The following is a 25,240-nucleotide window of genomic DNA, read 5'->3' on the forward strand; positions in this document are numbered from 1 at the left end:
GGGTATTCCGCGTCAGCGGCCGATGAACTCCTCGTCTTTGGCGAGGAAGGCCTCGACGGCCATGGGTGGGTCAGGCCGGCTGCTCGACGGTGTCGGGCCTCGGTGTCTTGCGGGCGAGAGCCTGGAGCGCCTCGTCGTACTGGGCCTTGAAGCGAGCCACCAAGTCCGCGACAGTGAGGTTTTCCTTGATCGCGCCGATGCCTTGTCCGGCGCCCCAGATGTCCCGCCATACCTTGGCGCTCGCATTGCCGCCGGAGCCGAAATTCATGATGGAAGGGTCGGAATGGGGGAGGTTGTCCGGGTCCAGGCCTGCGGCGACGATGCTGCCGCGCAGATAGTTGCCATGGACACCGGTGAACAAGTTGCTGTACACGATGTCCTTGGCTCGGGAGTCGACGATCATCTGCTTGTATTCCGCAGCCGCTATCGCCTCGACGGTCGAAAGGAATGCCGAACCGATATAGGCGAGATCAGCGCCCGCGGCCTGCGCGGCGAGGATGGAACGGCCGTGGGCGATCGCGCCGGACAACAGCACCGGCCCGTCGAACCACTCCCGGATCTCCTGGACAAGCGCGAACGGCGACTGCGTTCCGGCGTGGCCGCCTGCGCCTGCAGCGACGGCGATGATGCCGTCCGCGCCCTTTTCGATTGCCTTCCGAGCGAACTCGTCGCTGATCACGTCGTGCAGGACGATTCCGCCGTAGGAGTGCACGGCGTCGTTGATCTCCGGGCGTGCGCCCAGAGAGGTGATCACGATAGGCACGCGGTGCCGCACGATCACGTCCATGTCGTGTTCGAGGCGGTCGTTGGTCCGGTGGACGATCTGATTGACGGCGAACGGCGCGACGGTGGCGTCCGGGTTCGCCGCCGCGAACGACGCGTTTTCCTCGGTGATGCGGTCCAGCCAGTCCGCCAGCAGTGACGCCGGACGTGCGTTCAGCGCGGGAAAGGATCCGATCACCCCGGCCTGGCACTGCGCGATCACGAGTTCGGGTCCGGAGGAGATGAACATCGGCGAGCCCACGATGGGCAGGGTGAGGCGACCGGACAGAGCGGCGGGTAAGGCCATGATGACGTCCTTCGAGGAGTTCTGAAGCGTTGACGCGCGGCGATTCTGGCCGCATAGCGCTCCGTTACGACGAAGCTATCGACGCACCCCGCATTCATGCAATAAGTTGCAAAAACATGTGTGGCCGATCACACGCCCGGTGGTCACGGCTTCATAAGTTGCCGGATCCCGGGCCGCGCAAGGTCCCGCGCACAGCCTTCGCCGCGGATGCTCCGGATTCAGGTCGCGGGACCAACGCGCTCGACGCTCTCTAACATGGGGCCGTGGCACTGCAGTTCGCGATCCTCACCGCGTTGACCGAACGGGCCTCGACCGGCATCGAACTCGCTCGGCGCTTCGACCGCGCGTTCGGATACTTCTGGTCGGCCACCCATCAGCAGATCTATCGCGAATTGGATCGGCTCAGCGGTGGCGGTTTGGTCGCCGAGGTTTCGCAGCCACAGGCGCCGGGGCGTGGTCAGCCGAAGCGTTTCTCCATCACACCGGCGGGCACGGCTGCGCTTCGCCGTTGGGTGTGCGAGGTCGACGAGCCGCCGCAGCAGCGAGAAACGCTGCTGATCAGGTTGCGGGCAGCGGCCGCCACCGGGGACTTCGAAGGTGTCCGCGAGGTCGTCGCACACCACCTCGCGGTGCACGAGAAGACGTTCGCGACCTATCGGGAGATCGAGGCACGGGATTTTCCGGCTGTCGGCGACGATGCGGGCGCGATGAGGCATCTGATCCTGAAGGCCGGTCTCGGGACCGAACGTGCCTGGATCGACTGGTGTCGGGAAGTCATCGAAGCCCTCGATGCCATGCAGACGCCGAGCGAATCGCGCTCGACCTGAGCCTAGGCTCGTCGCGGCCGCAGCCTGCCGGCGAAGTTCGGGGTCGAGGCGGGGGTCCGATGGATGGCCTGCACAGAGCGCGGGCGGCCGCGTGGCGTCATCAAGTGCATGGTCTATCTATGAAACCGATATCCTCGCTGAATGAGGCGTACATCCTTCGCACGGTGGCCATGCTCCGTCGCGCGCACGATGGATCTGCTCGGTGATTGGTGGACCCCGCTGGTGATGCGTGAGGCCTTCTATGGAGTACGCCGTTTCGAGGACTTCCAGCAGCAGTTGGGCATCGCGCGCAATACCCTCAGCAACCGTTTGCGTCGTCTGGTGGACGAAGGCTTGCTCGAGAAACGGCCGTATCAGGTCGAGCCGACCTGGTACGAGTATGTGCTGACCGAGAAGGGCGCCGACTTCTGGAGCGTGTTGCTGGCGATTTCGAGCTGGGGTGATCGCTGGCTCGCCGACGAATCGGGTCCGCCGGTGCTCGTGCGGCACACCGCGTGCGGTCATGACACGCAGGTCAAGGTGGTCTGCGAGCACTGTGAACAGCCTGTCCCGATCGAGGAATCCCGCCTGCGCATGGGTCCGGGCTACCCCGAACATCTGCGCGAACGTCCCGACGTCGTGGAGCGCTTCGCGCGGCAAGAGTCGAAGTAACTGACGAAAGTTCACCGGGGCCGGTTTCAGGTCCCGAGGTGTAGCGGCACACCGAGTTGCTGGTCCACCGCCATCGTCGCTTCGGTGCTCTGCTCTGCCGAAGGACACTCCGAACGAGGCGGTAGGCGCACAGTGGCCGCGTTCTTCGCGAGCCGAATTCACCTGCCTCACCAGCACTTATATGCATGTTGTGTGGCAGATCACATCGATAAATGCGGGCCGTCGGTATTGACCGCGGCCTGTCCGATCCAGCATCGTATGCGCTGAATAAGCGCTTAGTAAGTAGCTGGGAGGTTGGGCACATGCCCGAAGCCGTCATCGTCTCCGTCGCCCGGTCGCCGATCGGACGCGCCGTCAAGGGCTCGCTGAAGGACATGCGCCCCGACGATTTGGCGGCGCAGATCGTCAAGGCCGCGCTGCAAAGGGTGCCCGCGCTCGATCCGGCCACGATCGACGACCTGATGCTCGGCTGCGGCCAGCCCGCGGGCGAATCGGGTTTCAACCTCGGACGGGTGGTGGCGGTACTGGCCGGGCTCGATCGGGTGCCCGGCGTCACGGTCAATCGCTATTGTTCGTCGAGCCTGCAGACGACCCGGATGGCGCTGCACGCGATTCGAGCCGGTGAAGGTGATGTGTTCGTCTCGGCGGGCGTCGAGACCGTCAGCCGCTACAACAGCGGCAATGCCGATGGCCTGCCGGGCACCCAGAACTCCCTGTTCGAGGACGCGGTCGCGCGGACGTCGAAATTCGCTGCGGGAGGGCAGGTTTGGTCGGACCCCCGCGAAGACGGAGCACTGCCCGACATCTATATCGCGATGGGGCAGACCGCCGAAAACGTCGCGCAGTTCGCGGGTGTCAGCCGCGCGGAGCAGGACGCCTTCGGCGTGCGTAGCCAGAACCTCGCCGAAATCGCGCTGTCGAATGGATTCTGGCAACGCGACATCACCCCGGTGACTCTGCCCGACGGCACGGTGGTGTCGGCCGATGACGGTCCGCGCGCGGGTGTGACGCTGGACGCGGTCGCGGCGTTGAAGCCGGTGTTCCGGCCGGACGGCACGGTCACCGCGGGCAATTGCTGCCCGCTCAACGACGGTGCCGCCGCGGTGGTCGTCATGTCGGATACCAAGGCGGCGGAACTCGGATTGACGCCACTCGCGCGCATCGTCTCCACCGGCGTCAGCGGCCTGTCGCCGGAGATCATGGGCTTGGGCCCGGTCGAGGCATCGCGGCGGGCGCTGGCCAACGCGGGCCTGACGATCGGCGACATCGACCTGGTCGAGATCAACGAAGCCTTCGCGGCGCAGGTCATCGCGTCCATGCGCGAACTGGACATCGACCTCGACAAGCTCAACGTCAACGGCGGCGCGATCGCCGTCGGCCATCCCTTCGGGATGACCGGTGCGCGGATCACCAGCACCCTCGTCAATTCGCTGCAGTTCCATGACAAACAGTTCGGCCTGGAGACCATGTGCGTCGGCGGGGGCCAGGGCATGGCCATGGTGCTCGAGCGGCTGTCCTGAGCGCGCACCGCTGTCGTCCACCGGTTACGCGTGGACCGTCGAGCATCTGTCCATCTCGAAGGAGAACACCATGAGCGATCGCGCAGATTCCCGTCGCGCGAGCGGGGTCGCCCGAGGATGTCGCACACACCGTCTCATTCCTGGCGAGCGAGGGTACGGGATTTGTGTCGGGGCAGGTCGTGTACGTCGCCGGAGGACCGAAGAACTGACCGACACGGTTCGCGACCGTCCGCGAGCGGGACCTGCAGCTGACCAGATTCGCTGTGGGGCAGAGTTTCCCGACGGCAACGGACGCCGTCCCGGACGTATGGCCGAATCGATGAGAAGAGGAATGTCATGACGAAGACTCAGCAGATCCGTCTCGCGCGGCGTCCGTCGGGGCTGCCCGGCGACGACACCTGGAGCCTGACGACCGAGGAACTGCCAGGGCCCGCCGAAGGTCAGCTGCTGGTGAAGATCGACTTCATCTCCATCGATCCCGCCATGCGTGGATGGCTGAGAGATCAGCGTTCCTATGTGCCGCCGGTCGGGATCGGCGAGGTGATGCGGTCGTTGGATATCGGCACGGTCGTGGAATCGACGCACCCCGACTTCGCCGTCGGTGACACGGTCAGCGGCACTTTCGGGGTGACCGAATACGCGATCAGTGACGGCAGTGACGTCTCGAAGGTCGATCTGACCATCGCCCCCGGCCCCACCTGGCTCGGCACCCTCGGAATGCCCGGCATGACAGCGTATTTCGGCCTGCTCGAGGTCGGGAAGCTGCAGGCAGGCGACACCGTGGTGGTCTCGGCGGCGGCAGGCGCCGTCGGAAGCGTGGTCGGTCAGATCGCCAAAGCCAAGGGCGCGGAGGTCATCGGGATCGCGGGTGGCCCGGAGAAGACCCGGTTGCTCACCGAGGAACTCGGCTTCGACGCGGCTGTCGACTACCGCAACGACAACGTCGCGAAGCGGTTGCGCGAGCTCGCCCCGCAGGGCATCGACGTCTTCTTCGACAACGTGGGCGGTGACATCCTCGATGCCGCGCTGATGAACTTGCGCCGCGGGGCCCGCGTGGTGCTGTGCGGCGCGATCTCGGCCTACAACGCCGAGCAGCTGCCTCCCGGTCCGTCGCGCTATATGTCACTGCTGGTCTTCCGCGCCTCGATGACGGGATTCGTAGTCTTCGACTACGCCGATCGCTACGGCGAAGCCGTCGCGCAGATCGCGAAATGGCTGGCCGAGGGCAAGCTCGAGAGCCGCGAGCACGTCGTCGAGGGAGGCGTCGCGCGTTTCGGCGAGACGCTGAACATGCTGTTCAGCGGCGCCAACAACGGAAAACTCGTGCTCGCGCTCTGAGCGGCGGCCACCGCAGCGTATCCGGGATCACAGCCGTGCGACGCGCCGAAGGTCACGACAGCATCGACGCCGGTCGCGCGAGGCCCGGACCGATACCGTCCGGAAGTGTTCGATGGCAGGATGCGAGACTGTTCAAGTGACCGAATCACGTGCGGACGACACACGAGCTCGGCTGCTGGATGCCGCGGTCGTCGCCTTCGCCGAGCGGGGCTTCCACGGCTCGACCACTCGCGACATCACTTCGATCGCGGGGCTGAGCACGGCAGCCATCTATGTGCATCACCGCTCGAAAGAGGAACTTCTCTACGAGGTCTCCCGGACCGGTCACCACAACACGCTGAAGCGCATAAAGAGCGCTGTCGCTTCCGCTGACGATCCGGTAGATCAGTTGATCGCGGCGGTCCGGGCCTTCACTGTTTTCCATGCTCGGGCGCATACCGTGGCCCGGGTCATCAACTACGAACTCGCCGCACTCAGTCCGGAGCATCAAGGCGAGATCAAGGCGATCCGTCACCTCATCGACGCGGAGATGCGGCAGCTGATCGAGCGAGGCGTGGCGGCGGGTGTGTTCGACAACCCGAATCCGCATATGGCGGCGGTCGCTCTGCTGTCGCTCGGCATCGACCTCGCTCGCTGGTACCGGGAGGACGGCTCGCTCTCGCCGGAGGAGATCGGCGACTATTACGTGGACCTCGCGCTGCGCATCGTGGGTGCGTCCAAGTAGGCCGGCCTCCCGGTGAATGACCGGCTACGGATCGCCGGATTTTGCCGACGCCCTCGTCGGAGAGCCATCGATTACCCCGGCCGGTCATGTCGGCGATCGATGAAGCGACGCCCCGTCTAGGGGCGTCCGAGAGTCGTCCCCAGTGGATCAATCGTGCGGGGTGCCGGGACGATCACAGTTCGCCGACGATGTGCGCGGCATACTCCCATCCCCGTGAGTCCAAATGTGGAACTCAGCTGTTGAGTGCGCTGAAGAGACCGTTGTAGTGCTTAGTCTATCTATGCAACTATGGGCGAAACAGCCGGAAGGAGCTGATCGTGGAGTGGACCGGGCAGGTGTATGCCGACACCCCGACCGTGGCAGTTCAGACCTTCATCGACGCGCCACCGCGACGGGTGTGGGCATTCGTCAGCGATATCCACCTCATGCCGCGGTTGAGTGAAGAACTACAGAGCGTGGAATGGCTCGACGGCGCCACCGGACCCGCGGTCGGCGCGCGGTTCATCGGCCGCAACGCCCACGAGGCCATGGGGAACTGGGAAACGACCAGCACGGTCGTGGAATTCGAGCCGGAGCGGCGCTTCGCCTGGGCTGTCGGCGATCCCGGATACCCATCCAGCATATGGCGTTTCACCCTCCAACCCGAGGACGCGGGCACCGTCCTGGAGCAGTGGACCCAGATGGGTCCCGCGCGTTCGGGACTCAACTTCGCGATCGATGCCATGCCCGAGAAGGAGCAGAAGATCGTTTTCGTGCGCCTGCGCGAGTTCGAGTTCGGCATGGCGGCCAATCTGTCCGCCATCAAGGCTCTAGTGGAGAAGGACGCGTGATGCGCACGGCCACCACCATCGAGGCCTCGGGGGCGAACTGGCCGGACCTCGTCGAATTCGTAGTCGAAGCCGAGAAACTCGGCCTGGACATCTGCTGGATGGCCGAGGCGTGGGGGAGTGATGCGGTGACACCTTTGGGTTTCCTCGCCGCGCGCACCGAGCGAATGCGGTTGGGTACCGGCATCATTCAGCTCGGCACCCGGTCGCCGGTGCTGATCGCCCAGACTGCCATGACCCTGGCACGACTGTCCGAAGGCCGATTCCTGCTCGGTCTCGGCGCTTCCGGCCCGCAGGTCATCGAGGGTCTGCACGGCGTGCCGTTCGCCCGTCCGCTGGCGCGCATGCGCGAGACCGTGCAGATAATCCGGGCGGCCTGCACCGGCGAGAAGATCGTCTTCGAGGGCCGGCACTTCACAATCCCGCTGCCCGGTGGCGAGGGCAAACCGATGCGGCTGAGCGTGACCGCGGTCACGGTTCCCATCTACCTGGCCACCCTGTCACCGAAGATGCTGGAGTTGACCGGCGAGATCGCCGACGGCTGGCTGGGCACCAGCTTCGTCCCCGAGGGAGCGGACGCCTATTTCGAGCATCTCGACGCCGGGCTGGCCCGTGCCGGCCGGGACCGCGCGGATCTGGACATCTGCCAGGGCGCGGAGATCAATATCGTCGCCGACGAGGCCCAACTCGACGAGGTCCTCGGCAGCCGCAAGAAGGAACTCGCCTTCTCGCTGGGCGGAATGGGATCGGGCTCGACCAACTTCTACAACAACGCCTACAGCCGCCAAGGCTGGGCCGATGTCGCCGCTCGAGTGCGTGAACGGTGGCAGAGCGGTGATCGCGATGGCGCCGCCGCGCTGGTCACCGACGAAATGGTGCTGGCCACCACGCTGATCGGCACCGAGGACATGGTCCGCGAGCGGTTGCGAACCTGGCGCGACACCGGCGTGGACACGGTACGTCTCTATCCCGCGGGCGACACCCTGCACGCGCGACTGGACAATCTCGGCCGCGGCATCGATCTTGTGCACGGGCTGGATGGTCGTTCGACGATCTGTCACTCCCAGGGTGGTTAGACGCATGCTCCGGCGCGAGTGGCGTGCTCTGACCAGCCGGTGAAAGACTGTTGTGATCAGAAGCCGAGGCGTTGTGCCTGGCCACGCGACGGGGGATCGGCGGGAATCCCGGACCGGTCCAGTCCGATGAGCCGCACGGCAGTCAGGGCGACGTAGAGTTCGGCGGCCGCTTTGGGATCGGAGCAGCGGCGGTCGGTCAGGGTTTCGATGCGGCGCAGCCGGTAGTGGATGGTGTTGCGGTGGTAGTGCAGACGTTGCGCGACTTCGGTATTGGAGCCTCCGCATTCGAACCACATGGCGAGCGTGTCGAGAAGGGGATCGCACTCCTCTGGTGGCAGGTCGAGTACGGGTCCGAGGATTTCGTGCGCCATTTCGTGCGCAGCGGACGGAGCATGCGCCAGGACGAGCGGGATGGGTGTGTCGCCGTAGACGGTGACCGTGGCGGCGCCTGCCGGTGCGCAACGCCCGGCCAGTTCGGCCTCCCGCAGTGCGGCGCCTGCGTCCCCCGCGGTCGAGAACGGGCGGCTCACGCCGACCCGGCCTGTGGCGTGTTGCCGCAGTTGAGCGAGTACCTGCTGGTGCGCGCGCTCGGTGGCCGGGCTGAGCAGCCCGATGCGAGCGCCGGCTTCGGTGATCCAGATCGATTCGACGTATTCGGCGCGGAGCCGGGACTCGATGCCCATCAGTGGCGCCAGTGCTTCGGGATCGGCTTCGGCGTGCACGACGACGAAGCTGCCCAGCGGGGGCAGGTGGAGGGCGCGGGCGATGTCGCGTTGTGTCGGATCGTGGGAATCGCCGTTCAGTAGACGGCGCAGCAGAGAGCGGCGTTCGGAATCGTCGTGGCGGACTCGCTCGGTCAGATAGTCGCCGTAGGCCTCCGCCGCCGCCCCCGAATAGTCGTCGATGATCCGCCACATCTCCGACCCGAGCTGGGGCAACACGTCGAGTCTCGTGCCGGTGGCCACGGCGAGCGCGCGTTCCCACAGCAGTCGTCCGGCCAGCCGGTACGCGTGTAGCACCGCGGGGAGGGGCACGCCGAGCTCGGCTTTGACCCGGCCCACCACGGTAGCGGGCTGCAGCCGACGCCCGACACCGCCGGAGAGCTGGCCCAGCAGCGAGACGAGGTTGTCGCGGACGACGAAGCCCAGCTCGGCGTCGGTGAGCGCGGTCGATTCCGCGTAGGCGTGGTCCCCGGTCCGGATCCGGCCGACGAGTTCGGCGGTGAGGTCGTCGACCTCCGCGAGCAGCGTGCGCGCCACCGCGGCGGAATCATTCACGGGCGGCTCCGTCAGCGTGGTCATGGATAGATGGTAGGCATTCGCCGGGAATGCGCTTGTGCTCTGGCACACATATCCGCCGTGGATCGGTAGGCCCGTGCACATGGTGGTTCGAGGCATCCCCCCAGCAGTATCGACTTCGACAGTGACCGGGGTCATAGCGCCCCGATTCGAGAATTGATTTCGAGAGAGGTGCCGACCGTGTACGACTATGTCGTCGTAGGCGCCGGATCCGCCGGATCCGTGCTGGCGAGTCGATTGTCCGAGGACCGGCGGGTCCAGGTGGCCGTGATCGAGGCGGGGCCGCAGGACACGGCGGACGAAATCCATCTGCCGGTCGCATTTCCCTCTCTGTTCAAAAGTCCGCTCGATTGGGATTACGACACCGAGCCCGAAGCCGGGCTGCAATTCCGCCGCGCCTATCTGCCGCGTGGGCGTGTGGTCGGCGGAAGCAGCTCCATGAACGCGATGATCTACATTCGCGGAGCACGTGCCGACTACGACGGATGGGCCGCGGGCGGCGCCGACGGATGGAGCTTCGACGAGGTCCTTCCCTATTTCATGAAGGCCGAGGACAACGAACGCGGGAAGGACGCCTACCACGGCGTCGGCGGGCCGCTGGCGGTGAGCGAAAGCCGATCGCGGCATCCGCTGGGCGACGCGTTCCTGCGCGCCGCCGAGCAAGCGGGCCACCTCCGCAACGAGGACTTCAACGGGTCCACCCAACTGGGCGTCGGTCGCTATCAGGTGACACAGCGCAATGGCATGCGGTGCAGCGCCGCCGTCGGTTATCTGCACCCGGCCGCGTCGCGCCCCAATCTGACGGTGGTCACCGGCGCGCTCGCCCATCGAGTCGTCATCGAGAACGGCCGCGCGACCGGTGTGGTCATCGGCCGGGACGGCAGCACGGAAGTGATCCAGGCCCGGCGCGAGGTTGTTCTCGCCGCGGGCGCATACGGATCGGCGCATCTGCTGCTGTTGTCGGGTGTCGGCCCGGCCGATCAGCTGTCGGCGTTCGGGATCGAGACGATCCGCGACCTGCCGGTCGGGCGGAATCTGCAAGACCATCTGTCGGTGTTCCTCAACTACCGCACCGATCGCGAGTCGCTGATGACCGCACTGACCCCGGAAAACCTCGCTCTGCTGCAGGAACAAGGACGCGGCCCGCTGACCTCCAATATCGGCGAGGCAGGGGGCTTCATCGAGACCCGCGGCGGTCTCGCGGGGCCCGACATCCAGTTCCATATGGCGCCGGTGCTGTTCCACGGTGAAGGCATGGGGGCCGCGACGGAGCACGGATACGCCTTCGGCCCGTGCCTGATCAACCCGACGAGCCGCGGCGAAGTCACCTTGCGTTCCGCGTCCCCCGGCACGGCGCCACGTATCCAGCACAACTATCTCCAGACCGAAGAGGACCGCCAGAGCGTGATCGCCGGGCTGCGCAGCGCCCTCGGGATCGCCGATCAACCCGCGCTCCGGGAGCTCACCACCGGTGAATTCTCGACTCCCACTGGCGATTCCGATGCCGAGCTGCTCGATTTCGCGGCTCGGACGGCGCAGACCCTGTACCACCCGACGTCGACCTGCGCGATCGGCGCCGTCGTGGACCCGCGATTGCGCGTGCTGGGATTGCGCGGTCTGCGCGTGGCCGACGCGTCGGTCATGCCGTCGGTAGTGCGCGGAAACACCAACGCTCCCACGATCATGGTCGGCGAGAAGGCTTCCGACATGGTCCTCGAGGACGCCGAATCGGAAGGAACCGAAGCATGACCTCGACCGTGACGGCAACCGTCGGCGCCGCGGTCTCCGCACTACGGCGTGGTGAAGTCGAATGGGCGCGCACCGCGCTGCCCGCACGGCGCCGACTGCTGGATCAGATTCATGTCAACACGGCGCGGCATGCGCAGGAGTGGGTCGAGACCGCGGCCCGGATCAAGAAACTGACCTCGGATTCGCCCTTGCTCGGTGAGGAGTGGGTGAGCGGACCGTATTCCCTGCTGACCGGGGCTGCCGCGCTCGCGGAATCCCTGCTGGCATTGGAGGAGGGGCGCAGCCCGGTCGACGGGTACCCGATGCGTCCGGCCCCCGGTGGCCGGACGGCCGTCGAAGTGTTTCCGCACGGAGTGTTCGACGCCCTGCTGCTCAACGGATTCCGCGCCGAAGTCTGGTCGCGGCCCGGCGTCGACGCCGAAACCGTTCGCGCCCGTGCGGGCCTGGGGCAGCGCACGCCGACCAGCACCGGCGGCATCGGCGTCGTCCTGGGGGCGGGCAACATCTTCTCGATCGCCCCTCTGGACGTGTTGTACCAGCTCTACGCGGACAACAGGGTGGTGGCGCTGAAGCTCAACCCGATCACCGATCCGCTGCTGCCGGTGCTGGAGAAGATCTTCGCTCCGGCGATAGAGCGCGGATTCGTGCGCCTGATCACCGGCGGCCCTGAAGTCGGCGCGGCCTTGGTGCACCACCCGGATGTGGACGCCGTCCACATGACCGGCAGCGCGGCGACCCACGACGCCATCGTGTTCGGCACCGGAGCGGAGGCCGAACGGAACAAGGCGGCAGGCACGCCCAGACTCACGAAGCCGATCACCAGCGAACTCGGCGGTGTTTCGCCCACCATCGTGGTGCCGGGCCGATGGTCCAACGCGGACCTGCGCTTCCAAGCCGAGCACCTGGCGACGCAGCGCCTGCACAACAACGGGTACAACTGCATCGCCGCACAGGTGGCGGTGATCTCCGCGGATTGGCCGCAAAAGGAGCGGTTCCTCGCCGAACTCCGCGCGGCTATCGGCCGCGCGCCGCAGCGGCCGGACTACTATCCCGGATCCTCGGACCGTGTCGAGGCCGCCCGACAGAGCTACCCGCAGGCGCAAGTGATCGGCGCACGCACCCTCATCGAGGGCCTGACACCGAATCGGCGCGAACCCGCTCTGCACACCGAATACTTCGCCCCGGTGCTCGGCGTGATCGAATTGCCCGGCGGCGACCCGGCCGAGTTCCTGGCGCGGGCGGTGCAGGTATGCAACGACGAGTTCGAGGGCACGCTCGGCGTCAACATCATCGCCCACCCGGCCACCATCAAACAGTTGGGCGACCGATTCGACACGGCCGTCACCGAACTGCGCTACGGCACGATCGCTGTCAACGCCTGGACCGGCTTGGGCTACCTCACCGCCCGCGCGTCGTGGGGCGCCTTCCCTGGGCACTCTCTGACCGATATCCAGAGCGGCATCGGTGTGGTGCACAACGCCTTGCTGATCGCCGAACCGGAACGAACCGTCCTGCGCGGGCCGTTCCGCCCCTCGCCTCGGTCGCTGCTGCACGGCGAATTCAGCCTGTCGCCGAAGCCGCCGTGGTTCGTCACCAACCGGACGGGCGCCACGACCTTGCGGCGTTTGACCAACTTCGCGAAGAAGCCCGGCGTCGCCCCGCTCGCGCCGATTTTCGCCTCCGCGCTGCGCGGCTGAAACCCACGAGACCAGCCCGGGCCCGGCGGCAACGTCGGCCCGGGCTCACCACGTTCCCGTCGGCCGGGCATTCTTCGAGAAAGACGAGCACGAAATGACTTACCACGAGCACGACCTGCCGATGCCGAGCACCATGCAGGATGAACCCCTTTCCTTGGCGACGCTGCTGCGCTACGCCACCACCGTGCACGCCGATGCCACGGTCCGTACCTGGACGGGCAGCGGGTCGCGGGTACTGACCTACCGCGAATTCGGTGACCGGGCCGCCCAACTCGCGCACGCCCTCACCGCGCTGGGAATCGGCCGCGGCGACCGAGTGGGCACTTTCATGTGGAACAACAACGAACACCTCCTCGCCTACTGTGCCGTACCCGCCATGGGCGCGGTGCTGCACACCCTGAATATCCGTCTCTTCCCGGAACAGATCGCCTTCGTCGCGAATCACGCGGGGGACAAGGCGGTGATCGTCGACGGTTCGCTAATGCCCGCCTTCGAGCAGGTGCTGCCGCAGTTGCGTACGGTCCGCCACGTCATCGTCGCCAACGGTGACGCGGCGGCGCTGCGCGCACCCGAGGGTGTGGCGGTACACGAACTCGACACGCTGCTGGCCGGACATTCGTCCACGTTCGACTTCCCCCTGCTCGACGAACGATCCGCCGCCGCGATGTGCTACACCTCCGGCACCACCGGTGACCCGAAAGGCGTTGTCTATTCGCACCGTTCGAACTGGCTGCACTCCATGCACGCCTGCACCACCGACGGCATGGGCATCAGGACGGGGGATCGGGTGCTGGCCATCGTCCCCTTGTTCCACGCCAACGCGTGGGGCCTGCCCTACGCCGCGCTCATGGTGGGCGCCTCGCTGGTGATGCCGGACCGCTTCCTGCAGCCGTCGCCGCTGCTGGAACTCATGGCAGCCGAACGCCCGAGTTTCGCCGCCGCCGTACCGACGGTGTGGAACGGTGTGCTCGCCGCGGTCGACGCCGCACCGCAGGACCTCGGCCATCTGCGAGCGGTCGTGGTCGGAGGCTCGGCCGTGCCGCCGCAACTGATGCGCGCCTTCGAGGACCGCCATGGAGTGCGCATCATCCAGGCATGGGGGATGACCGAGACCTCGCCGCTGGGCTGCGTCGCGTGGCCGCCACCCGGAATTGAGGGCGAAGACGCCTACGCCTACCGGGTCACCCAGGGACGCTTCCCCGCTCCGGTGCAAGCGCGCCTCGTCGGAGATGACGGCACGGAGCTGCCCCGCGACGGAAAAGCCGTGGGGGAGCTGGAGGTTCGGGGCCCCTGGATCACCGCGTCCTATTACTCGTCCGATGCGGGAACGGTCGGCTCCGACGCGTTCCGTGACGGCTGGCTGCGCACCGGTGACGTCGGGACCATCACCGCCGACGGCTACCTCACCCTGGTCGATCGAGCCAAGGACATCATCAAGTCCGGCGGCGAATGGATCTCGTCGGTCGCGCTCGAGAACGCGATCATGGCGCACCCGGACGTCGTCGAGGCCGCCGTGTTCGGCGTACCCGACGAGAGATGGGACGAGCGACCGGTCGTCGCCGCCGCGTTGCGGGCCGGAGCGGAGGCGGACGCGGGCGTGCTGCGTGCGTTCTTGGCCGGTAGGACAGCGAAATGGCAACTGCCCGAGCGTTGGACTTTCCTGCCCGAAGTACCCAAGACCAGTGTCGGCAAATTCGACAAGAAAGCCCTGCGCGCCCGGTACTCGTCAGGCGAACTGGATATCGTCGTCATCGATTCGACCAGCACGCAGACGAACTCGGACAGCAGGGCGGGTTGATCGGCACAGGCTCGCCGACCCGGCTCCGCGCAGTCGCGAACCCATCACGGAGATGGCCGGCACCGCTGGAGTCATGCCCACGGCCACTGCCGACGTCGCCGCGAGGTCGAACGACCGTCGGCCATGGCGGCGTAAGTGAGGGAAGTGACCAGCCCGTACGCAAGATGTGGCACGAGATCACTGAGCCAGTCGGAACGTGTCCATCGGCGGGGATCGGAAACACCCAAGTCGAGAAGCGACAGCGCCGTGACGGACATGGCCGTGGCGGTATTGACCGTGCTGGCGGCGAGAATCGACGGCTGCCATCTCATGGAACGGGCGAAACCGTAGGCACAGCCGACCGAAACGCCGGTCCCCGTGCCCAGTAGCGCACCCGCGCCGGAAATCCGGCTGCGCCGTTGTTCCTCGTCACCGGGCACCTGCACGCCCAACCTGTCGGTCATGCGCTCGACGCTCTGTTCGGGCGTGCGACTCGGTGGTCGGCCGCGCGCGATCATGTCGAGGAAGGTGACGGCGTTCAACGCGGTCGTGCCCGCGGCTCCCGCCGCGGCGCCGCGGAGGATCGACTTCAGCATCGCTACACACCTCACATCGGCACGATCGTCTTCAGCCAGCCGTCCTCGCGCCGGTCGAACGTCTCGTAGGCCTCGATGATCGAGACCGGGTCGGCGCGCTGGGTGATGAAGGCGGTCGGATCGATGTCGCCCCGGGCCACCCTGCCCAGCAGGCCAGGGACGTAGCGGCGGTGGTTGCAGTTGCCGCCCTGAACGGTGAGATTGCGGTTGACCACGGCGCCGATCGGGAAAGCGTCGAAATTCGGCGGATAGACTCCGATGACGCCGACGCTACCGGCTTTGGCGACTGCCTCGAGTGCCCACCGCGCCGCCAAGCTGGGCGCGTCGCCGGCCAACCACTGCGCGCCCTCGGTCCTGCCCTGCGGGGCCGCCTTCTCGCGCTCGGCTTCCAGCGTCGAATCCGAAACCGGAAGGTCCTGCGCGGCCGGTCCGGACTTCGGGCGTTGGGCATCCACACCGACCGCGTCGATCACCCTGTCCACTCCGATACCGCCGGTCAGCTCGCGCACCGTTGCCACCGGATCCTCGGCATTGAAATCGATCGGCTCGGCGTTCTGCGCGCGAGCGGTCGCCAGACGATCGGCGATACCGTCGATGACCAGCACCCGTGCCGCGCCTTGACGCTTCGCTGCGGCGATCGCGCATTGCCCGACCACGCCCGCACCGAGCACCAGTACCGTGTCGCCCTGCCCGACTTGCGCCAATCGGGCGCCGAACCAGCCGGTCGGCAGCACATCGGAGACCATGATCGCCTGTTCGTCGGACACCGAATCCGGGACTTTCACCAGCGTGGTGGCGGCGAAGGGGATGCGCGCGTAAGCGGCCTGCAGCCCCGCGACGGGGCCTGTGCTCTCCGGTCCGCCGAAGAAACTGGTTCCCGCCTGCGGTCCGTTCGGGTTCGCGGTATCGCACTGGGCGAAGTAGCCCGCACGACAGTAGGAGCAGGTCCCGCATGCGATGGTCGAGCACACTACGACCCGATCGCCCTGGCTGAACCCGCGCACCGCTGCTCCGGTCTCCTCCACCACTCCGACAGCCTCGTGCCCGAGCACTGTTCCCGGCTGCATGCCCGGCATCGTGCCGCGCACGAGATGGAGATCGGTACCGCAGATAGCCGAGGTCGTGATCCGCACGAGCGCATCGGTCGGTTCCACTATTTTGGGATCATCGACTTCGTCGAGCCGGATATCTCCCACGTCGTGCCACACCACTGCCTTCATCGAAGCACCCTCCTCGCCGTCAACTTGCAGAGCGCACACCCGTCCGCTCGATTCGCGATGCGGAGTTCACGACGGCTGGAGTGGGTCGTGTCCGAGTGACATCAGATGCCTGCGCCAGTCGTCTCTGCCCGCGCGCGGCTCGCGCTCTGCTTCCGCACCGCGCGCCGCGGTGATCTCGTCTACGGCCCGGCGCATCACCGCGATGTCGTCGGCATCGAGGTCGGTACGACGTTTGCCGAGAACCGCAAGGATGCGCCGGCCGATCTCTGGCCCCGCGCGATCGGGTTCCGTTTCGGTGCCGGTATCGGCGCCTTCGGTGCGCAGCCAGTCGCGCAACTGCCGGGACGACATATTGACCAGGCGGTGGAATTCCTCCCACAGCTCGTCGTCGATGACGGTTTCGGCCATGGCTTCACCTCCAGTCGGTTGTCCCGGCGGACGCGTGGCGACTACCCGGGCCTGGGTCGGCCAAACCACCGTTCGGAGCGTATTCCGAACGCACTCGCGGATTCGGATTCGTGCACGCCGAACCGGGTACGCGCCGGATGTGTATGGCATGAATCTCAGAGAAATAGCGCAACGGCGGGGCCCGTTCGTCTCGCTCTGCGTCGACGCCTCGCACAACACCGAAGACGCCGAGCAGCAAAAAGCGTTACGGTGGCGCTCGATCCGCGAGCAATTGGCCGCCCAGCACGTTCCCGAGAAGACGCTGACGCTACTCGACGACGCGATCAGCAAAGTCAAGGCGGAGAAAGGGCGTGCAGGCCGCCTGCTGATCGCCGATTCGGACAGCGTCCTCGTCGATCACATGCTCGCCGAGCCGCCCGCACGGGAGACAGTGCGGGTGTCGGCGCTTCCGTATCTGTTGCCTCTCATCGAGCAGCAGTCCCGCGAGGTGCCGCATGTGATCGCGGTCGTCGATCGTGTCGGCTGCGATCTGTACGGCGTCGACGAGGACGAGAACCTGATCGAGATGACCGCCGAAGGCACCGCGCATCCGGTGCACAAGATCCGTCACGGCGGAGGGTGGGCACACCTTTCGATGCAGCGCCGGGTAGAGGAAGTGGTCCGCCGGAACGTCGGGGAGGCCGCCACGGCGGTCCGCGATCTCGCGGATCGCGTCGGAGCGCAGGTCATCGTGCTGGTCGGTGAGGTCGGCGCCCGCGCAGCGCTGGCAAAGGCGCTCGATTCGCCTACCGCTCGGATCGTCGAGGTCGAGGCCGGTGCCCGGGCCGCGGGTGCGGACTCCGCCGCGCTGGAAGCGCAGGTGCAGCAAGCGGTGCGGACGCAGGCACGGCAGCACCAGGGACAGGTTGTCGAGCAACTGAATACCGCGCGGGGCAGGGCCGACGGCTTGGCCGTGGAGGGGCTGCCCGAGACGGTCTCGGCGCTGCTGGCGGCGAACGCCGATACTTTGCTGATCGATCCGGACACCGTGGGGGACCGATCCGTCGAACTCGATCCGGAATTGCTTCGCGGCATCACCGCGGCGCAGTGGATCGATGATGCGTCATCGTCCAGCGCCTACCGCGCGGACGAAGCGTTGCCGGTGGTCACATTGCTGCAGGGTGGCTCGATCGTGCCCGTCGAAGGTGCTGTCGTACCCCGGGAAGGGGTCGCCACCCTTTTGCGCCACCGCTAGCGCGCCGTGTCCAGCAACCGCAACAGGAGAAAATCCCATGGAACGAGGAAATACCAAGCACGGTCCCGTACACGACGACGAGTTGGCCCACGAGTTGGAAGGCACGATACGAGGCAATCGTTCCAGCCGAGCAGAAGAGTGGCATGACCCCGAGCCGCCGGCTGACGACGACACCCTCATCAACGAACAGGTGCAACGGACCGAACATCCGTAGCACTTCGAACTGAATCATCGAATTTGCCGGACGCTGTAATACAGCAGTGCGGAATGGTGGACGTACGCACGTTGCCGCGGTTCGAGGTTGCATCTTGTACCTGGGTATGGGCTTACCGTGAGGGCATGATGATCACGCCTCCCGCCGGGGATTGGGTACCGGACTCGTGCACGCTGCCCACCGTTGAACAGTCGGTACGAGTCGCTGAGTTCGACCGGTTCTTCGCCGAATCGGTGCGGCGCACGGATCGGCCCGCGCGCACGCGACTGGATCTCTTACTGGCCGCCGGCGCGGAGGAGGAGAGCCGTGACCTCGCCGCGCGCGAGTCCGGTTGCTGCTCGTTGTTCACCTTCGGCTTCGATGCCACCGAGGACGGTCCGGTGATGCGTATCGCCGTTCCCGACAATCAGGTCGCGGTACTCGACGCGCTGGCCGCGCGGGCGGACGCCTGGATCGGCGGCGATCGGCGTTGACCGGGTTGCGCACCGGCGAGCTGGCCGCGGCCACCGGGGTGAACACGCAGACGTTGCGGTACTACGAGCGGCGTGGTCTGCTCGCCGAACCGCAGCGGTCTCTCGGCGGGCATCGACTGTATCCGGAGCGGTACGTCACGGTGTTGCGTGTGATCAAGGCGGCCCAGCGGCTGGGGTTCACCCTCGACGAGGTCGCCGAGCTTTTGTCCGCCACCCCATCGGGTCGCCGTACTGCTGTCGGGCTACAAGCGCGCGCGGCGGCCAAATTGGCCGAGATCGACGCGAAACTCACCGAGCTGACCGCGGTGCGCGACACCCTGCATGCCGCATTGGAGGCAGGTTGTGACGACTTGCTCGCCTGCAGCGAAAGCCCTTGCTGCCCAGTACCGTTCCCCACCGACTCCGCCGGTGAAGGAGGCGAGTGTGGGTGCTGAGCGCACGCGGACGCGACGCTGGTGGGTACCGATCGGGCTGGGCGCGCTTCTGTGTGTCGGATGCTGCGCGCTTCCAGTCCTGGTCGCCGCCGGAATCTTCGGCGGCGGGGTGGCGTTGGTGAGCATTTCGTGGCTGGAGTCGCTGGGCATCGCCCTCGTTGTCGCCGGTGCGATCGGTCTGTTGTGGACCCGCGCCCGGCGCGCCGGATGCACGACCACCTCGGGGCATTGCGCGGATGCTGGATGCGGCTGCGACACGGGCGCCTCACTTCGAATTCGCCGCGCTTTTCGAACGACGGCTGGCTGTGCCGTGCCTGGTGCGTTCGGCGGTGACGTGACCTGCGGCTTTGACCGTGGCGAGTACGGGTGTCACTTCCAGTGTTCGAATGGCGTCGTCGCTGCCGAGGCGGCGGGTCAGGTAATGGTGCAAGGCGCTGGGATTCGGGCACATCGCCTGGGCCACGAGGTTACTCGGACCGGTGGTGGCCAGCACGAAGGCGAGTTCGGGATGCCGCGCCAACTCGAGGCCGACCTGGTCGAGCCGTGCGGGAGCGACCGACATCCACAGCAGTGCCTGGGTGGCGGCGCCGAACAGGGTGTCGTCGGACTGGACATCGAAGAAGATCTCGCCCTGCGCCCGTAGATCGGCCAGGCGGCGCGCGACCGTCGCCGGGGACCATCCGGTGGCTGCCGCCAGCTCGGCCAGCCCGGCCCGTCCATCGGCTTGCAGCGCGGACAACAGGGCATCGTCGGCGCTGGAGAGCCCGCGTGCGGACAGCGCGTCGTGATGGGGTGGCGTGAGTTGTCGCTGCTGGTGCTCGGTGAGCGTTGCGACTTGTCCGTGCCACGGCGTCGGACCGCCCAAATAGGTGTGGAGCACGTAGTGAGCCGACACGGTCGTGATACCGGCGGTGCGGGGGATCTCCTGCAGCAGCAGCGGATGTGCCGCGTCCGCCTGGTGCGACATGCGAAGGATGAGAAGGATTTCCGTGCCACCCGACAGGAGTTTGATCCACGAGGTGTCGGGACGTCGGGCGAGGGAATGCGCGAGTGTCCGGGCTGCCGTCGTGGTGGCGCCGAGGCGGACCAGCCAGCGGGTGTGGTCGTCGCGGTCGAGACGGCTCAGACCGACCACCCGCAACCCGGCCTCGGCGCGCAGTCGCCGGTAGCGCCGGGCCACCGTCTGCGTCGACACCCCGAGCACCGTGCCGATACGGCTGAACGGTGCGCGGCCATCGATGTGCAGCGCATGGACGATGCCCCGGTCCAGCTCGTCTATCACGGTCATTTCTTTCAGCATTCCGTCTTCAATGGAAAATTTCCACCGATATCTCCCTGTGGATGGAGTTGGCGGGCGCTCCGGGCCGATGCTGGGTCCCGTCGTCGGACAGGACGCGACGACAACGATCCACTGAAGGGACTCTCATGATTCTGGTTACCGGCGCCACCGGCACTGTCGGCCGCTCGCTCGTCGACCGACTCGTCGCCGCGAAGGTGCCCGTGCGCGCGATGACCCGTCGGCCCGCCGCCGGTGGTCTTCCCGCTGCCGTCGACGTCGTCGCGGGCGACTTGAGTGATCGCGGCAGCATCGCCGCGGCGCTGCGCGGGGTGGACCGCGTGTTCCTGCTTTCCGCCGGCCCCGACATCCCAACCCACGACGCGAACCTGATTCGCGAAGCCGTACGCGCCGATGTCGCGCACGTCGTCAAGCTGTCCTCCGGGCGTACCGGCGACGACACCGCGACCGACCCCATCCCGAGCTGGCATCGCCGCGGTGAACAGGCACTGCGCGACAGCAGCATTCCGTGGACGATCCTCGGCCCGCTCGGGTTCATGGCCAACGCATTGCACTGGGCCGACTCGATCAGGAACCGCGACAGCGTGTTCGCCGCCTATGGCCACGGCCGCATCGCGGTCGTCGACGAACACGACATCGCCTCCGTCGCCGCCACCGTGCTCACCACCGACGGTCATGACGGGCGAACCTACCGGCTCAGCGGACCGGAGGCTTTGACCCCCGCCGAGATGACCGCCGTACTCGCCGACGTGCTGGGCAGGCCGCTACGGTTCTTGGAAGTCGAGCCGGCCGCCGCCCGTCAGGCGATCTTGGACCACGGACTTTCCGAGATCATGGCCGACGCCATCATGGCACTGCGCGCCACCGCACTGGAGTCGTTCACCTCCGTCGTGCATCCGACGGTGCAAGAAGTCACCGGCGTGCGGCCGACCTCGTTCCGCGAGTGGGCAACCCGACACCTTGCCGACTTCGCGCGTGTGTGACAGCGCGCGCACATCTCGATTCCTACCGTTTCAGATTTTCGTGCGGCGTGTCGCGGAAGGTCAGTCCGCAGCGTCGGATTTGAATGCAGGCTGGCCGGTCGACAAATGCGCGAACTACTGGAGGTAGAAGATCGTGATCCGGCGGTTTCTTTTGCCCGGCAGCAGGCGCAGCGGTGCGATCGGCGGTGTGGCACTCGGGCTGCTCTTGGCGACGACGGCAACCGCGCAACCGCTGTATCCACTGCCCGATCCGGACCCGTTCTATGCCGCCCCGGCGGATCTGGCGGCACACGAAGCAGGGGATGTGCTGGGTGTGCGGGCGCTGCCCGCGCTGGCGATCTTCCCCGCAGCCACTGTCACGCTGGTCAAGTTCCGGTCCACCGACTCGCATGGAGCGCCGATCGCTGCGACTACGACGGTTCTGACTCCCTTCGCCCGACAGCCCGGCGGGCCGCTGTTGTCGTATCAGCATTTCATCAACGCGCTCGGCACCGGCTGCGCGATATCGCACAAGCTGTACAGCGACGATCTGAACCTGGTGGCGACCACGCCGATCTTGAACGTGGCGCTGGCGCGGGGCTGGACTGTGGCGCTGCCGGATCACCTCGGACCGCAGTTCGCTCTCGGGGCAGCGCGTTTGGGTGGCCAGGTCGTATTGGACGGCATCCGTGCGGTGAAGCGGCTACCCGCACTCGCCGTGGAGCACAGCCCCGCGGTCATGGCCGGTTATTCCGGCGGTGGCCTGGCCACCGCATGGGCGGCCGCGTTGCAGCCGGCATACGCACCGGAGCTGAAACTCGCGGGTGCGGCCATCGGTGGTGCCCCGATGAATCTGATGACGATGGCCGAGACACTGGGCCTGGACCGGCACCCCTCGTTCGGGTTGGCCATGGCGGCGGCGATCGGTCTGGAGCGGGAGTACCCGGACAGACTGCCGACGAGCTCGTATCTCAACCCGCGCGGCCTCGCGGTCGCTCAGGACATGGCCAACAGCTGCAGCAACGACATCCTCACCGCGGGCGTCGACGGCAGCGCTCGGGAGTACCTCGACAACACCTCGATCGTCGACAGCCGCGAAGCCCGCTCGGTGGTGGAGGAGAACAGCCTGGAACTCTATCCCGGGATGCCGGAAAATCCGATCCTCGAATGGCATTCGCCGAAGGACCAGCAGATTCCGCTCGGTGCGATCGAGAATACCGTCCGCCGTTGGTGCGCGGCGGGGGTGCGGGTGCAGACGGTGCTGGTGCCGTCGGTTGAATTGCCTTCCGCGCTGGAACATTTGGCCCCTGCGGTATTGGGTGCGCCTGCGGTGCTGCTGTGGCTCGAAGGCCGGGCCCGCGGAGAGCTCGCCCCTACCAATTGCTGACATCGACGCCCACGTAGCGAAGCGGAACTGCGGCAGGTGGCTGCCGAACTCGCGATGGGCGGATGGCCCTGGCCGGCAGGAGGTAGACCGCGTCGGTGTGGTGCGCGGTCACTTCATGAGTGCGAAGTTGCGCCAGAGGTTGATGAGGCTTTCGGTTCCTCCGAACAAGGTGGTGAAGTTGGTGGAGTCGATCATGACGATGTCGCCTGCGCGTCGGTCGGTGGGCGGCAGCCAGATCAGGGTGTTGAATTCGGTGTTGCCTTCGGCGGTGAAGGGGTGTGGGCGGTCGAGGTCGATGGGTTGCCGGGCGAGCAGGCGCACCGATGCGCTTGCGGGCGCGGTGAGGTGATAGTGCGGGAGGTGAGGGTGGAAGTTGAATGTGGTGACGTTGTCGAGCAGGTGCAAGTCATCGAGGTCACGAAATGTGCTGAGCGGCGCAATGGATTTCGTGCCTTCGGCGACGGCGGGTCGGAGTCCGTACATGTTGTGCACCGGAACGTCGAGGGCTTTCATCAGTGAGCGGGTGTAGGCGCTGAAGCGTTGTTGGCGCGGCACCAGCGGGTCGCCGTGGTGCTGGTATTCGACTTGGCGTTGCTGGAGGTCGTGGGTGCAACCCACGTCGTGATGAGGCGCCAAAAGCAGACAGGTGCCTTCGCGTCGCAGCCATTCGTCGAGGGCCGCGATCTCGTCGGGCGCGGCTTCCGCCTGACCGAGAACGTGGTCGAGGCCGAAGATCATGAGAGTATCGGTGTCGGCCAGAATGCGTTCGTCGAGGGGCAGTTCGAACCCGGCTTGATCGATGCGCTGGAAGACCGCGACGGGGTGACCGGTGGCCTCTCCGGCGATCTGCTGGAAGGTGAGGGTGGAGCGGTGGAACAATTCCAGCGTTCCGGCGATCCCTTGCAGAAAGTGCGCGGCGTCGTACTCGGGCGTCTCGTAGGCAGGCCAAGCCGCTTGGCGCACCTCGGTCATGGTGGAGAAGCGGTTGTCGAGCGCGGCGGGATCGCGCTGGGCTTCCCAGGGATAACTCCAAGTCCAGTAGATGCTCAACCGGCGTCTGCCGGGAGTGTAGGTGCGTGGCAGCTGAGATTGGTTGTAGGTGCGTGCCTGGGTGACGGTGCTCATGGTGCCACCTCGTTGTCGGTAGGGGTGCAAAGGTAGCGCAGTGCGCGAACACCGGGCATGAAGAAGTACGCGCCACCCCTGAGAGTTGTGAACGCCGGTAATCCTCTGATGGTCTTGCGGATCGGACGTTTGGGGATCTTGTATTCCAGGGTGCCGTCTTGGTTGCCGATGATCGGATCCCGCTCGTTGCCGAGTTCGTGGAACGTCTTGTCGTTGATCCACACGTTCTGGGCGAATTCGAATTGGCGCACCAGGCTGGCACACAGCACGAAGGCCGCGATTCCGCGCTCGGCGCCGTCCTCGGAAACGCCTTCGGGGAGGTGCGGTCCGTAGGTGGCGCCGCGGCGGATCATGCGCCGCCGCTGCATGTTCACCGCGGTGTCGCGGGGATTCAGCCTGCGGATGTGCGAGCCCAAAGGCACGGCGTACCCGTAGGGGTCCATCTGTTTGTAGTTGAAATCGTTGTTTCGCCGCATATCTGCCCCGAGTTCGGGATCGTCCCGCTCGGGGGCGAGCACCAGAGGGGCGCCGCTGCGCCAGCGGCCCATGAGTTTCGCGGCCAGCAACTCCTGTTCCTCCGGGGTGTCGGTGTGCTCGGCCAGGAACTCGCGGAATCGCCCGACGTGTTCTTGTAAGCGCCGGTAGGCCATGTAGCTGCCGTTGCGCGACAACACCTCCGGTTGCGGCAATCCCACCGGAGGACCGTCCTCGTCGGGATATCCCAGGATGAACTCGCCGGCCTTGAGCGGGGCACCCGTGCCCGGTGTGGGCTGCTCACCGGAGCCTTCGATCACCGGCTGCGACAACCTGTCGCGGTAGCCGAAATGGTCGTGCGGGTACTCCAACGGCGGAACGGCCGCGAGGTCCAGCGACGACAGCACCGTCACTCCGGTGCAGCGGCCGACCAGCTGCTGGTGCTCGTGCACCCAGCGAGCGCGTTCGGCGTCGTCGTGGGCGAACAGGATCGCGATCGCGTGCAGATCGTCGCCCGCCAATCCACCGACCCAATGGTCGGGGTGATCGGTCCCGGTGTCGCCCAGGACGCCGGCCCGCGCTGCCATGCCCTGGCGGAACTCCTCGGGGAACGTTGCCAGTGACTGTTCGGGCACGCCGAGTGCGCGCAGGCCGGTCCAGGTGAACGCGAGTGTCACCCATCGGCGGTCGGTGGTCACGGAGCGTTGTGCGTCGGCGGCCGAGGCCACGCGGTCGACCATGGCCGACAGCCACGCCCGCCCACCGGTGGCACTGGCGAACGACAGGAACTCGTAGCGTCCGGTCAGCGCTGGGACGCGGGTCAGCAGAATGTGCTGGATGTCGTCGAGTTCGAGCATCAGCAA

General features: G+C 66.6%; 24 protein-coding genes and 1 pseudogene. 17 read left to right on the forward strand and 8 right to left on the reverse strand.

The features are described from left to right. Positions 1 to 70 precede the first annotated feature (70 nt). Positions 71 to 1,069, reverse strand: a complete 999-nt coding sequence (locus ACIA5H_RS12585; RefSeq protein ID WP_397075938.1) for an NAD(P)H-dependent flavin oxidoreductase — start codon at positions 1,067 to 1,069, stop codon at positions 71 to 73. 263 nt (positions 1,070 to 1,332) lie between these two features. On the opposite strand from ACIA5H_RS12585, the gene ACIA5H_RS12590 reads away from it, so the two are divergent. From ACIA5H_RS12590 to ACIA5H_RS12625, 8 genes and pseudogenes are all read left to right on the forward strand, one after another. Next, positions 1,333 to 1,896: a PadR family transcriptional regulator gene (locus tag ACIA5H_RS12590; RefSeq protein ID WP_355073850.1), complete on the forward strand. Its 564-nt coding sequence runs from the start codon at positions 1,333 to 1,335 to the stop codon at positions 1,894 to 1,896. Positions 1,897 to 2,037: 141 nt separating this feature from the next. Next, positions 2,038 to 2,547: a helix-turn-helix domain-containing protein gene (locus ACIA5H_RS12595; protein ID WP_355073848.1), complete on the forward strand. Its 510-nt coding sequence runs from the start codon at positions 2,038 to 2,040 to the stop codon at positions 2,545 to 2,547. Positions 2,548 to 2,849: 302 nt separating this feature from the next. Beyond that, positions 2,850 to 4,067, forward strand: a complete 1,218-nt coding sequence (locus ACIA5H_RS12600) for an acetyl-CoA C-acetyltransferase (RefSeq protein ID WP_397076050.1) — start codon at positions 2,850 to 2,852, stop codon at positions 4,065 to 4,067. A gap of 74 nt (positions 4,068 to 4,141) precedes the next feature. After that, positions 4,142 to 4,276 (forward strand): annotated as a pseudogene (locus ACIA5H_RS12605) (SDR family oxidoreductase); the annotation flags it as partial. Between the two features lie 127 nt (positions 4,277 to 4,403). Beyond that, complete coding sequence (locus tag ACIA5H_RS12610; protein WP_397075941.1) at positions 4,404 to 5,405, forward strand: NADP-dependent oxidoreductase; 1,002 nt, start codon at positions 4,404 to 4,406, stop codon at positions 5,403 to 5,405. 136 nt (positions 5,406 to 5,541) lie between these two features. Next, positions 5,542 to 6,129, forward strand: coding sequence for a TetR/AcrR family transcriptional regulator (locus tag ACIA5H_RS12615; protein WP_397075943.1), 588 nt, complete (start codon positions 5,542 to 5,544; stop codon positions 6,127 to 6,129). A gap of 317 nt (positions 6,130 to 6,446) precedes the next feature. Further along, positions 6,447 to 6,959: an SRPBCC family protein gene (locus tag ACIA5H_RS12620; protein WP_397075945.1), complete on the forward strand. Its 513-nt coding sequence runs from the start codon at positions 6,447 to 6,449 to the stop codon at positions 6,957 to 6,959. Continuing rightward, positions 6,959 to 8,032: an LLM class flavin-dependent oxidoreductase gene (locus ACIA5H_RS12625; protein ID WP_397075947.1), complete on the forward strand. Its 1,074-nt coding sequence runs from the start codon at positions 6,959 to 6,961 to the stop codon at positions 8,030 to 8,032. Before ACIA5H_RS12620 ends, ACIA5H_RS12625 begins: the two co-directional genes overlap by 1 nt. A 56-nt stretch (positions 8,033 to 8,088) precedes the next feature. Here the strand turns inward: ACIA5H_RS12625 and ACIA5H_RS12630 are convergent, their stop codons facing one another. Beyond that, complete coding sequence (locus tag ACIA5H_RS12630) at positions 8,089 to 9,333, reverse strand: PucR family transcriptional regulator (RefSeq protein ID WP_397075949.1); 1,245 nt, start codon at positions 9,331 to 9,333, stop codon at positions 8,089 to 8,091. Between the two features lie 177 nt (positions 9,334 to 9,510). On the opposite strand from ACIA5H_RS12630, the gene ACIA5H_RS12635 reads away from it, so the two are divergent. The 3 genes from ACIA5H_RS12635 to ACIA5H_RS12645 all read left to right on the forward strand — a co-directional run bounded on the left by ACIA5H_RS12635 (position 9,511) and on the right by ACIA5H_RS12645 (position 14,574). Further along, complete coding sequence (locus ACIA5H_RS12635; RefSeq protein WP_397075951.1) at positions 9,511 to 11,079, forward strand: GMC family oxidoreductase; 1,569 nt, start codon at positions 9,511 to 9,513, stop codon at positions 11,077 to 11,079. Beyond that, the gene (locus ACIA5H_RS12640; RefSeq protein WP_397075953.1) at positions 11,076 to 12,776 is read left to right on the forward strand and encodes an aldehyde dehydrogenase family protein; all 1,701 of its coding nucleotides are present in this window, start codon (positions 11,076 to 11,078) and stop codon (positions 12,774 to 12,776) included. The genes ACIA5H_RS12635 and ACIA5H_RS12640 overlap by 4 nt, the downstream gene beginning before the upstream one ends. Positions 12,777 to 12,897: 121 nt before the next feature. Beyond that, positions 12,898 to 14,574, forward strand: a complete 1,677-nt coding sequence (locus ACIA5H_RS12645; protein WP_397076052.1) for a long-chain fatty acid--CoA ligase — start codon at positions 12,898 to 12,900, stop codon at positions 14,572 to 14,574. Positions 14,575 to 14,645: 71 nt separating this feature from the next. On the opposite strand, the gene ACIA5H_RS12650 is transcribed toward ACIA5H_RS12645, so the two are convergent. From ACIA5H_RS12650 to ACIA5H_RS12660, 3 genes are all read right to left on the reverse strand, one after another. After that, the gene (locus ACIA5H_RS12650) at positions 14,646 to 15,149 is read right to left on the reverse strand and encodes a hypothetical protein (RefSeq protein WP_379254346.1); all 504 of its coding nucleotides are present in this window, start codon (positions 15,147 to 15,149) and stop codon (positions 14,646 to 14,648) included. 11 nt (positions 15,150 to 15,160) lie between these two features. Beyond that, on the reverse strand, positions 15,161 to 16,369 hold the full coding sequence (locus tag ACIA5H_RS12655) for a zinc-dependent alcohol dehydrogenase (protein WP_397075956.1): 1,209 nt from the start codon (positions 16,367 to 16,369) through the stop codon (positions 15,161 to 15,163). Between the two features lie 66 nt (positions 16,370 to 16,435). Then, positions 16,436 to 16,777: a DUF3140 domain-containing protein gene (locus ACIA5H_RS12660; RefSeq protein WP_356964245.1), complete on the reverse strand. Its 342-nt coding sequence runs from the start codon at positions 16,775 to 16,777 to the stop codon at positions 16,436 to 16,438. Positions 16,778 to 16,925: 148 nt separating this feature from the next. On the opposite strand from ACIA5H_RS12660, the gene ACIA5H_RS12665 reads away from it, so the two are divergent. The 4 genes from ACIA5H_RS12665 (at position 16,926) to ACIA5H_RS12680 (ending at position 19,132) form a co-directional block, all read left to right on the forward strand. Then, the gene (locus ACIA5H_RS12665) at positions 16,926 to 18,011 is read left to right on the forward strand and encodes a Vms1/Ankzf1 family peptidyl-tRNA hydrolase (RefSeq protein WP_379254343.1); all 1,086 of its coding nucleotides are present in this window, start codon (positions 16,926 to 16,928) and stop codon (positions 18,009 to 18,011) included. 37 nt (positions 18,012 to 18,048) lie between these two features. Further along, positions 18,049 to 18,225: a hypothetical protein gene (locus ACIA5H_RS12670; protein ID WP_355073830.1), complete on the forward strand. Its 177-nt coding sequence runs from the start codon at positions 18,049 to 18,051 to the stop codon at positions 18,223 to 18,225. Between the two features lie 125 nt (positions 18,226 to 18,350). Next, entirely contained in the window at positions 18,351 to 18,698 is a 348-nt protein-coding gene (locus ACIA5H_RS12675; RefSeq protein ID WP_397075959.1) for a hypothetical protein, read from the forward strand. Continuing rightward, the gene (locus ACIA5H_RS12680) at positions 18,695 to 19,132 is read left to right on the forward strand and encodes a MerR family transcriptional regulator (RefSeq protein WP_397075961.1); all 438 of its coding nucleotides are present in this window, start codon (positions 18,695 to 18,697) and stop codon (positions 19,130 to 19,132) included. The genes ACIA5H_RS12675 and ACIA5H_RS12680 overlap by 4 nt, the downstream gene beginning before the upstream one ends. A 265-nt stretch (positions 19,133 to 19,397) precedes the next feature. On the opposite strand, the gene ACIA5H_RS12685 is transcribed toward ACIA5H_RS12680, so the two are convergent. Further along, positions 19,398 to 20,420, reverse strand: coding sequence for an Lrp/AsnC family transcriptional regulator (locus ACIA5H_RS12685; protein WP_397075963.1), 1,023 nt, complete (start codon positions 20,418 to 20,420; stop codon positions 19,398 to 19,400). Positions 20,421 to 20,557: 137 nt separating this feature from the next. Here ACIA5H_RS12685 and ACIA5H_RS12690 point away from each other — a divergent pair, with 137 nt between their 5' ends. Both ACIA5H_RS12690 and ACIA5H_RS12695 read left to right on the forward strand, forming a co-directional pair. Then, positions 20,558 to 21,412: an NAD(P)H-binding protein gene (locus ACIA5H_RS12690; protein WP_397075966.1), complete on the forward strand. Its 855-nt coding sequence runs from the start codon at positions 20,558 to 20,560 to the stop codon at positions 21,410 to 21,412. Positions 21,413 to 21,548: 136 nt separating this feature from the next. Beyond that, a complete protein-coding gene (locus ACIA5H_RS12695; protein ID WP_397076054.1) occupies positions 21,549 to 22,778 on the forward strand; it encodes a lipase family protein in 1,230 nt (409 codons plus the stop codon). 108 nt (positions 22,779 to 22,886) lie between these two features. On the opposite strand, the gene ACIA5H_RS12700 is transcribed toward ACIA5H_RS12695, so the two are convergent. Further along, positions 22,887 to 23,903 (reverse strand): hypothetical protein, encoded by a 1,017-nt coding sequence (locus ACIA5H_RS12700; RefSeq protein WP_397075968.1) that lies wholly within the window; start codon positions 23,901 to 23,903, stop codon positions 22,887 to 22,889. Next, positions 23,900 to 25,234: a Dyp-type peroxidase gene (locus ACIA5H_RS12705; protein WP_397075971.1), complete on the reverse strand. Its 1,335-nt coding sequence runs from the start codon at positions 25,232 to 25,234 to the stop codon at positions 23,900 to 23,902. Before ACIA5H_RS12705 ends, ACIA5H_RS12700 begins: the two co-directional genes overlap by 4 nt. Between the last annotated feature and the right edge of the window lie 6 nt (positions 25,235 to 25,240).

The sequence above is a fragment of the Nocardia sp. NPDC051900 genome, assembly GCF_044452545.1.
Lineage (GTDB): Bacteria > Actinomycetota > Actinomycetes > Mycobacteriales > Mycobacteriaceae > Nocardia > Nocardia sichangensis.

What these genes read in the sequence shown, in the direction of transcription:
- ACIA5H_RS12655 (WP_397075956.1), bottom strand. Translation starts at nt 16,369, where the DNA reads ATGAAGGCAGTGGTGTGGCACGACGTGGGAGATATCCGGCTCGACGAA.
- ACIA5H_RS12665 (WP_379254343.1), top strand. Translation starts at nt 16,926, where the DNA reads ATGAATCTCAGAGAAATAGCGCAACGGCGGGGCCCGTTCGTCTCGCTC.
- ACIA5H_RS12670 (WP_355073830.1), top strand. Translation starts at nt 18,049, where the DNA reads ATGGAACGAGGAAATACCAAGCACGGTCCCGTACACGACGACGAGTTG.
- ACIA5H_RS12625 (WP_397075947.1), top strand. Translation starts at nt 6,959, where the DNA reads ATGCGCACGGCCACCACCATCGAGGCCTCGGGGGCGAACTGGCCGGAC.
- ACIA5H_RS12705 (WP_397075971.1), bottom strand. Translation starts at nt 25,234, where the DNA reads ATGCTCGAACTCGACGACATCCAGCACATTCTGCTGACCCGCGTCCCA.
- ACIA5H_RS12660 (WP_356964245.1), bottom strand. Translation starts at nt 16,777, where the DNA reads ATGGCCGAAACCGTCATCGACGACGAGCTGTGGGAGGAATTCCACCGC.
- ACIA5H_RS12630 (WP_397075949.1), bottom strand. Translation starts at nt 9,333, where the DNA reads ATGACCACGCTGACGGAGCCGCCCGTGAATGATTCCGCCGCGGTGGCG.
- ACIA5H_RS12600 (WP_397076050.1), top strand. Translation starts at nt 2,850, where the DNA reads ATGCCCGAAGCCGTCATCGTCTCCGTCGCCCGGTCGCCGATCGGACGC.
- ACIA5H_RS12585 (WP_397075938.1), bottom strand. Translation starts at nt 1,069, where the DNA reads ATGGCCTTACCCGCCGCTCTGTCCGGTCGCCTCACCCTGCCCATCGTG.
- ACIA5H_RS12640 (WP_397075953.1), top strand. Translation starts at nt 11,076, where the DNA reads ATGACCTCGACCGTGACGGCAACCGTCGGCGCCGCGGTCTCCGCACTA.
- ACIA5H_RS12645 (WP_397076052.1), top strand. Translation starts at nt 12,898, where the DNA reads ATGCCGAGCACCATGCAGGATGAACCCCTTTCCTTGGCGACGCTGCTG.
- ACIA5H_RS12700 (WP_397075968.1), bottom strand. Translation starts at nt 23,903, where the DNA reads ATGAGCACCGTCACCCAGGCACGCACCTACAACCAATCTCAGCTGCCA.
- ACIA5H_RS12610 (WP_397075941.1), top strand. Translation starts at nt 4,404, where the DNA reads ATGACGAAGACTCAGCAGATCCGTCTCGCGCGGCGTCCGTCGGGGCTG.
- ACIA5H_RS12650 (WP_379254346.1), bottom strand. Translation starts at nt 15,149, where the DNA reads ATGCTGAAGTCGATCCTCCGCGGCGCCGCGGCGGGAGCCGCGGGCACG.
- ACIA5H_RS12690 (WP_397075966.1), top strand. Translation starts at nt 20,558, where the DNA reads ATGATTCTGGTTACCGGCGCCACCGGCACTGTCGGCCGCTCGCTCGTC.
- ACIA5H_RS12685 (WP_397075963.1), bottom strand. Translation starts at nt 20,420, where the DNA reads ATGACCGTGATAGACGAGCTGGACCGGGGCATCGTCCATGCGCTGCAC.
- ACIA5H_RS12675 (WP_397075959.1), top strand. Translation starts at nt 18,351, where the DNA reads ATGATGATCACGCCTCCCGCCGGGGATTGGGTACCGGACTCGTGCACG.
- ACIA5H_RS12595 (WP_355073848.1), top strand. Translation starts at nt 2,038, where the DNA reads ATGAGGCGTACATCCTTCGCACGGTGGCCATGCTCCGTCGCGCGCACG.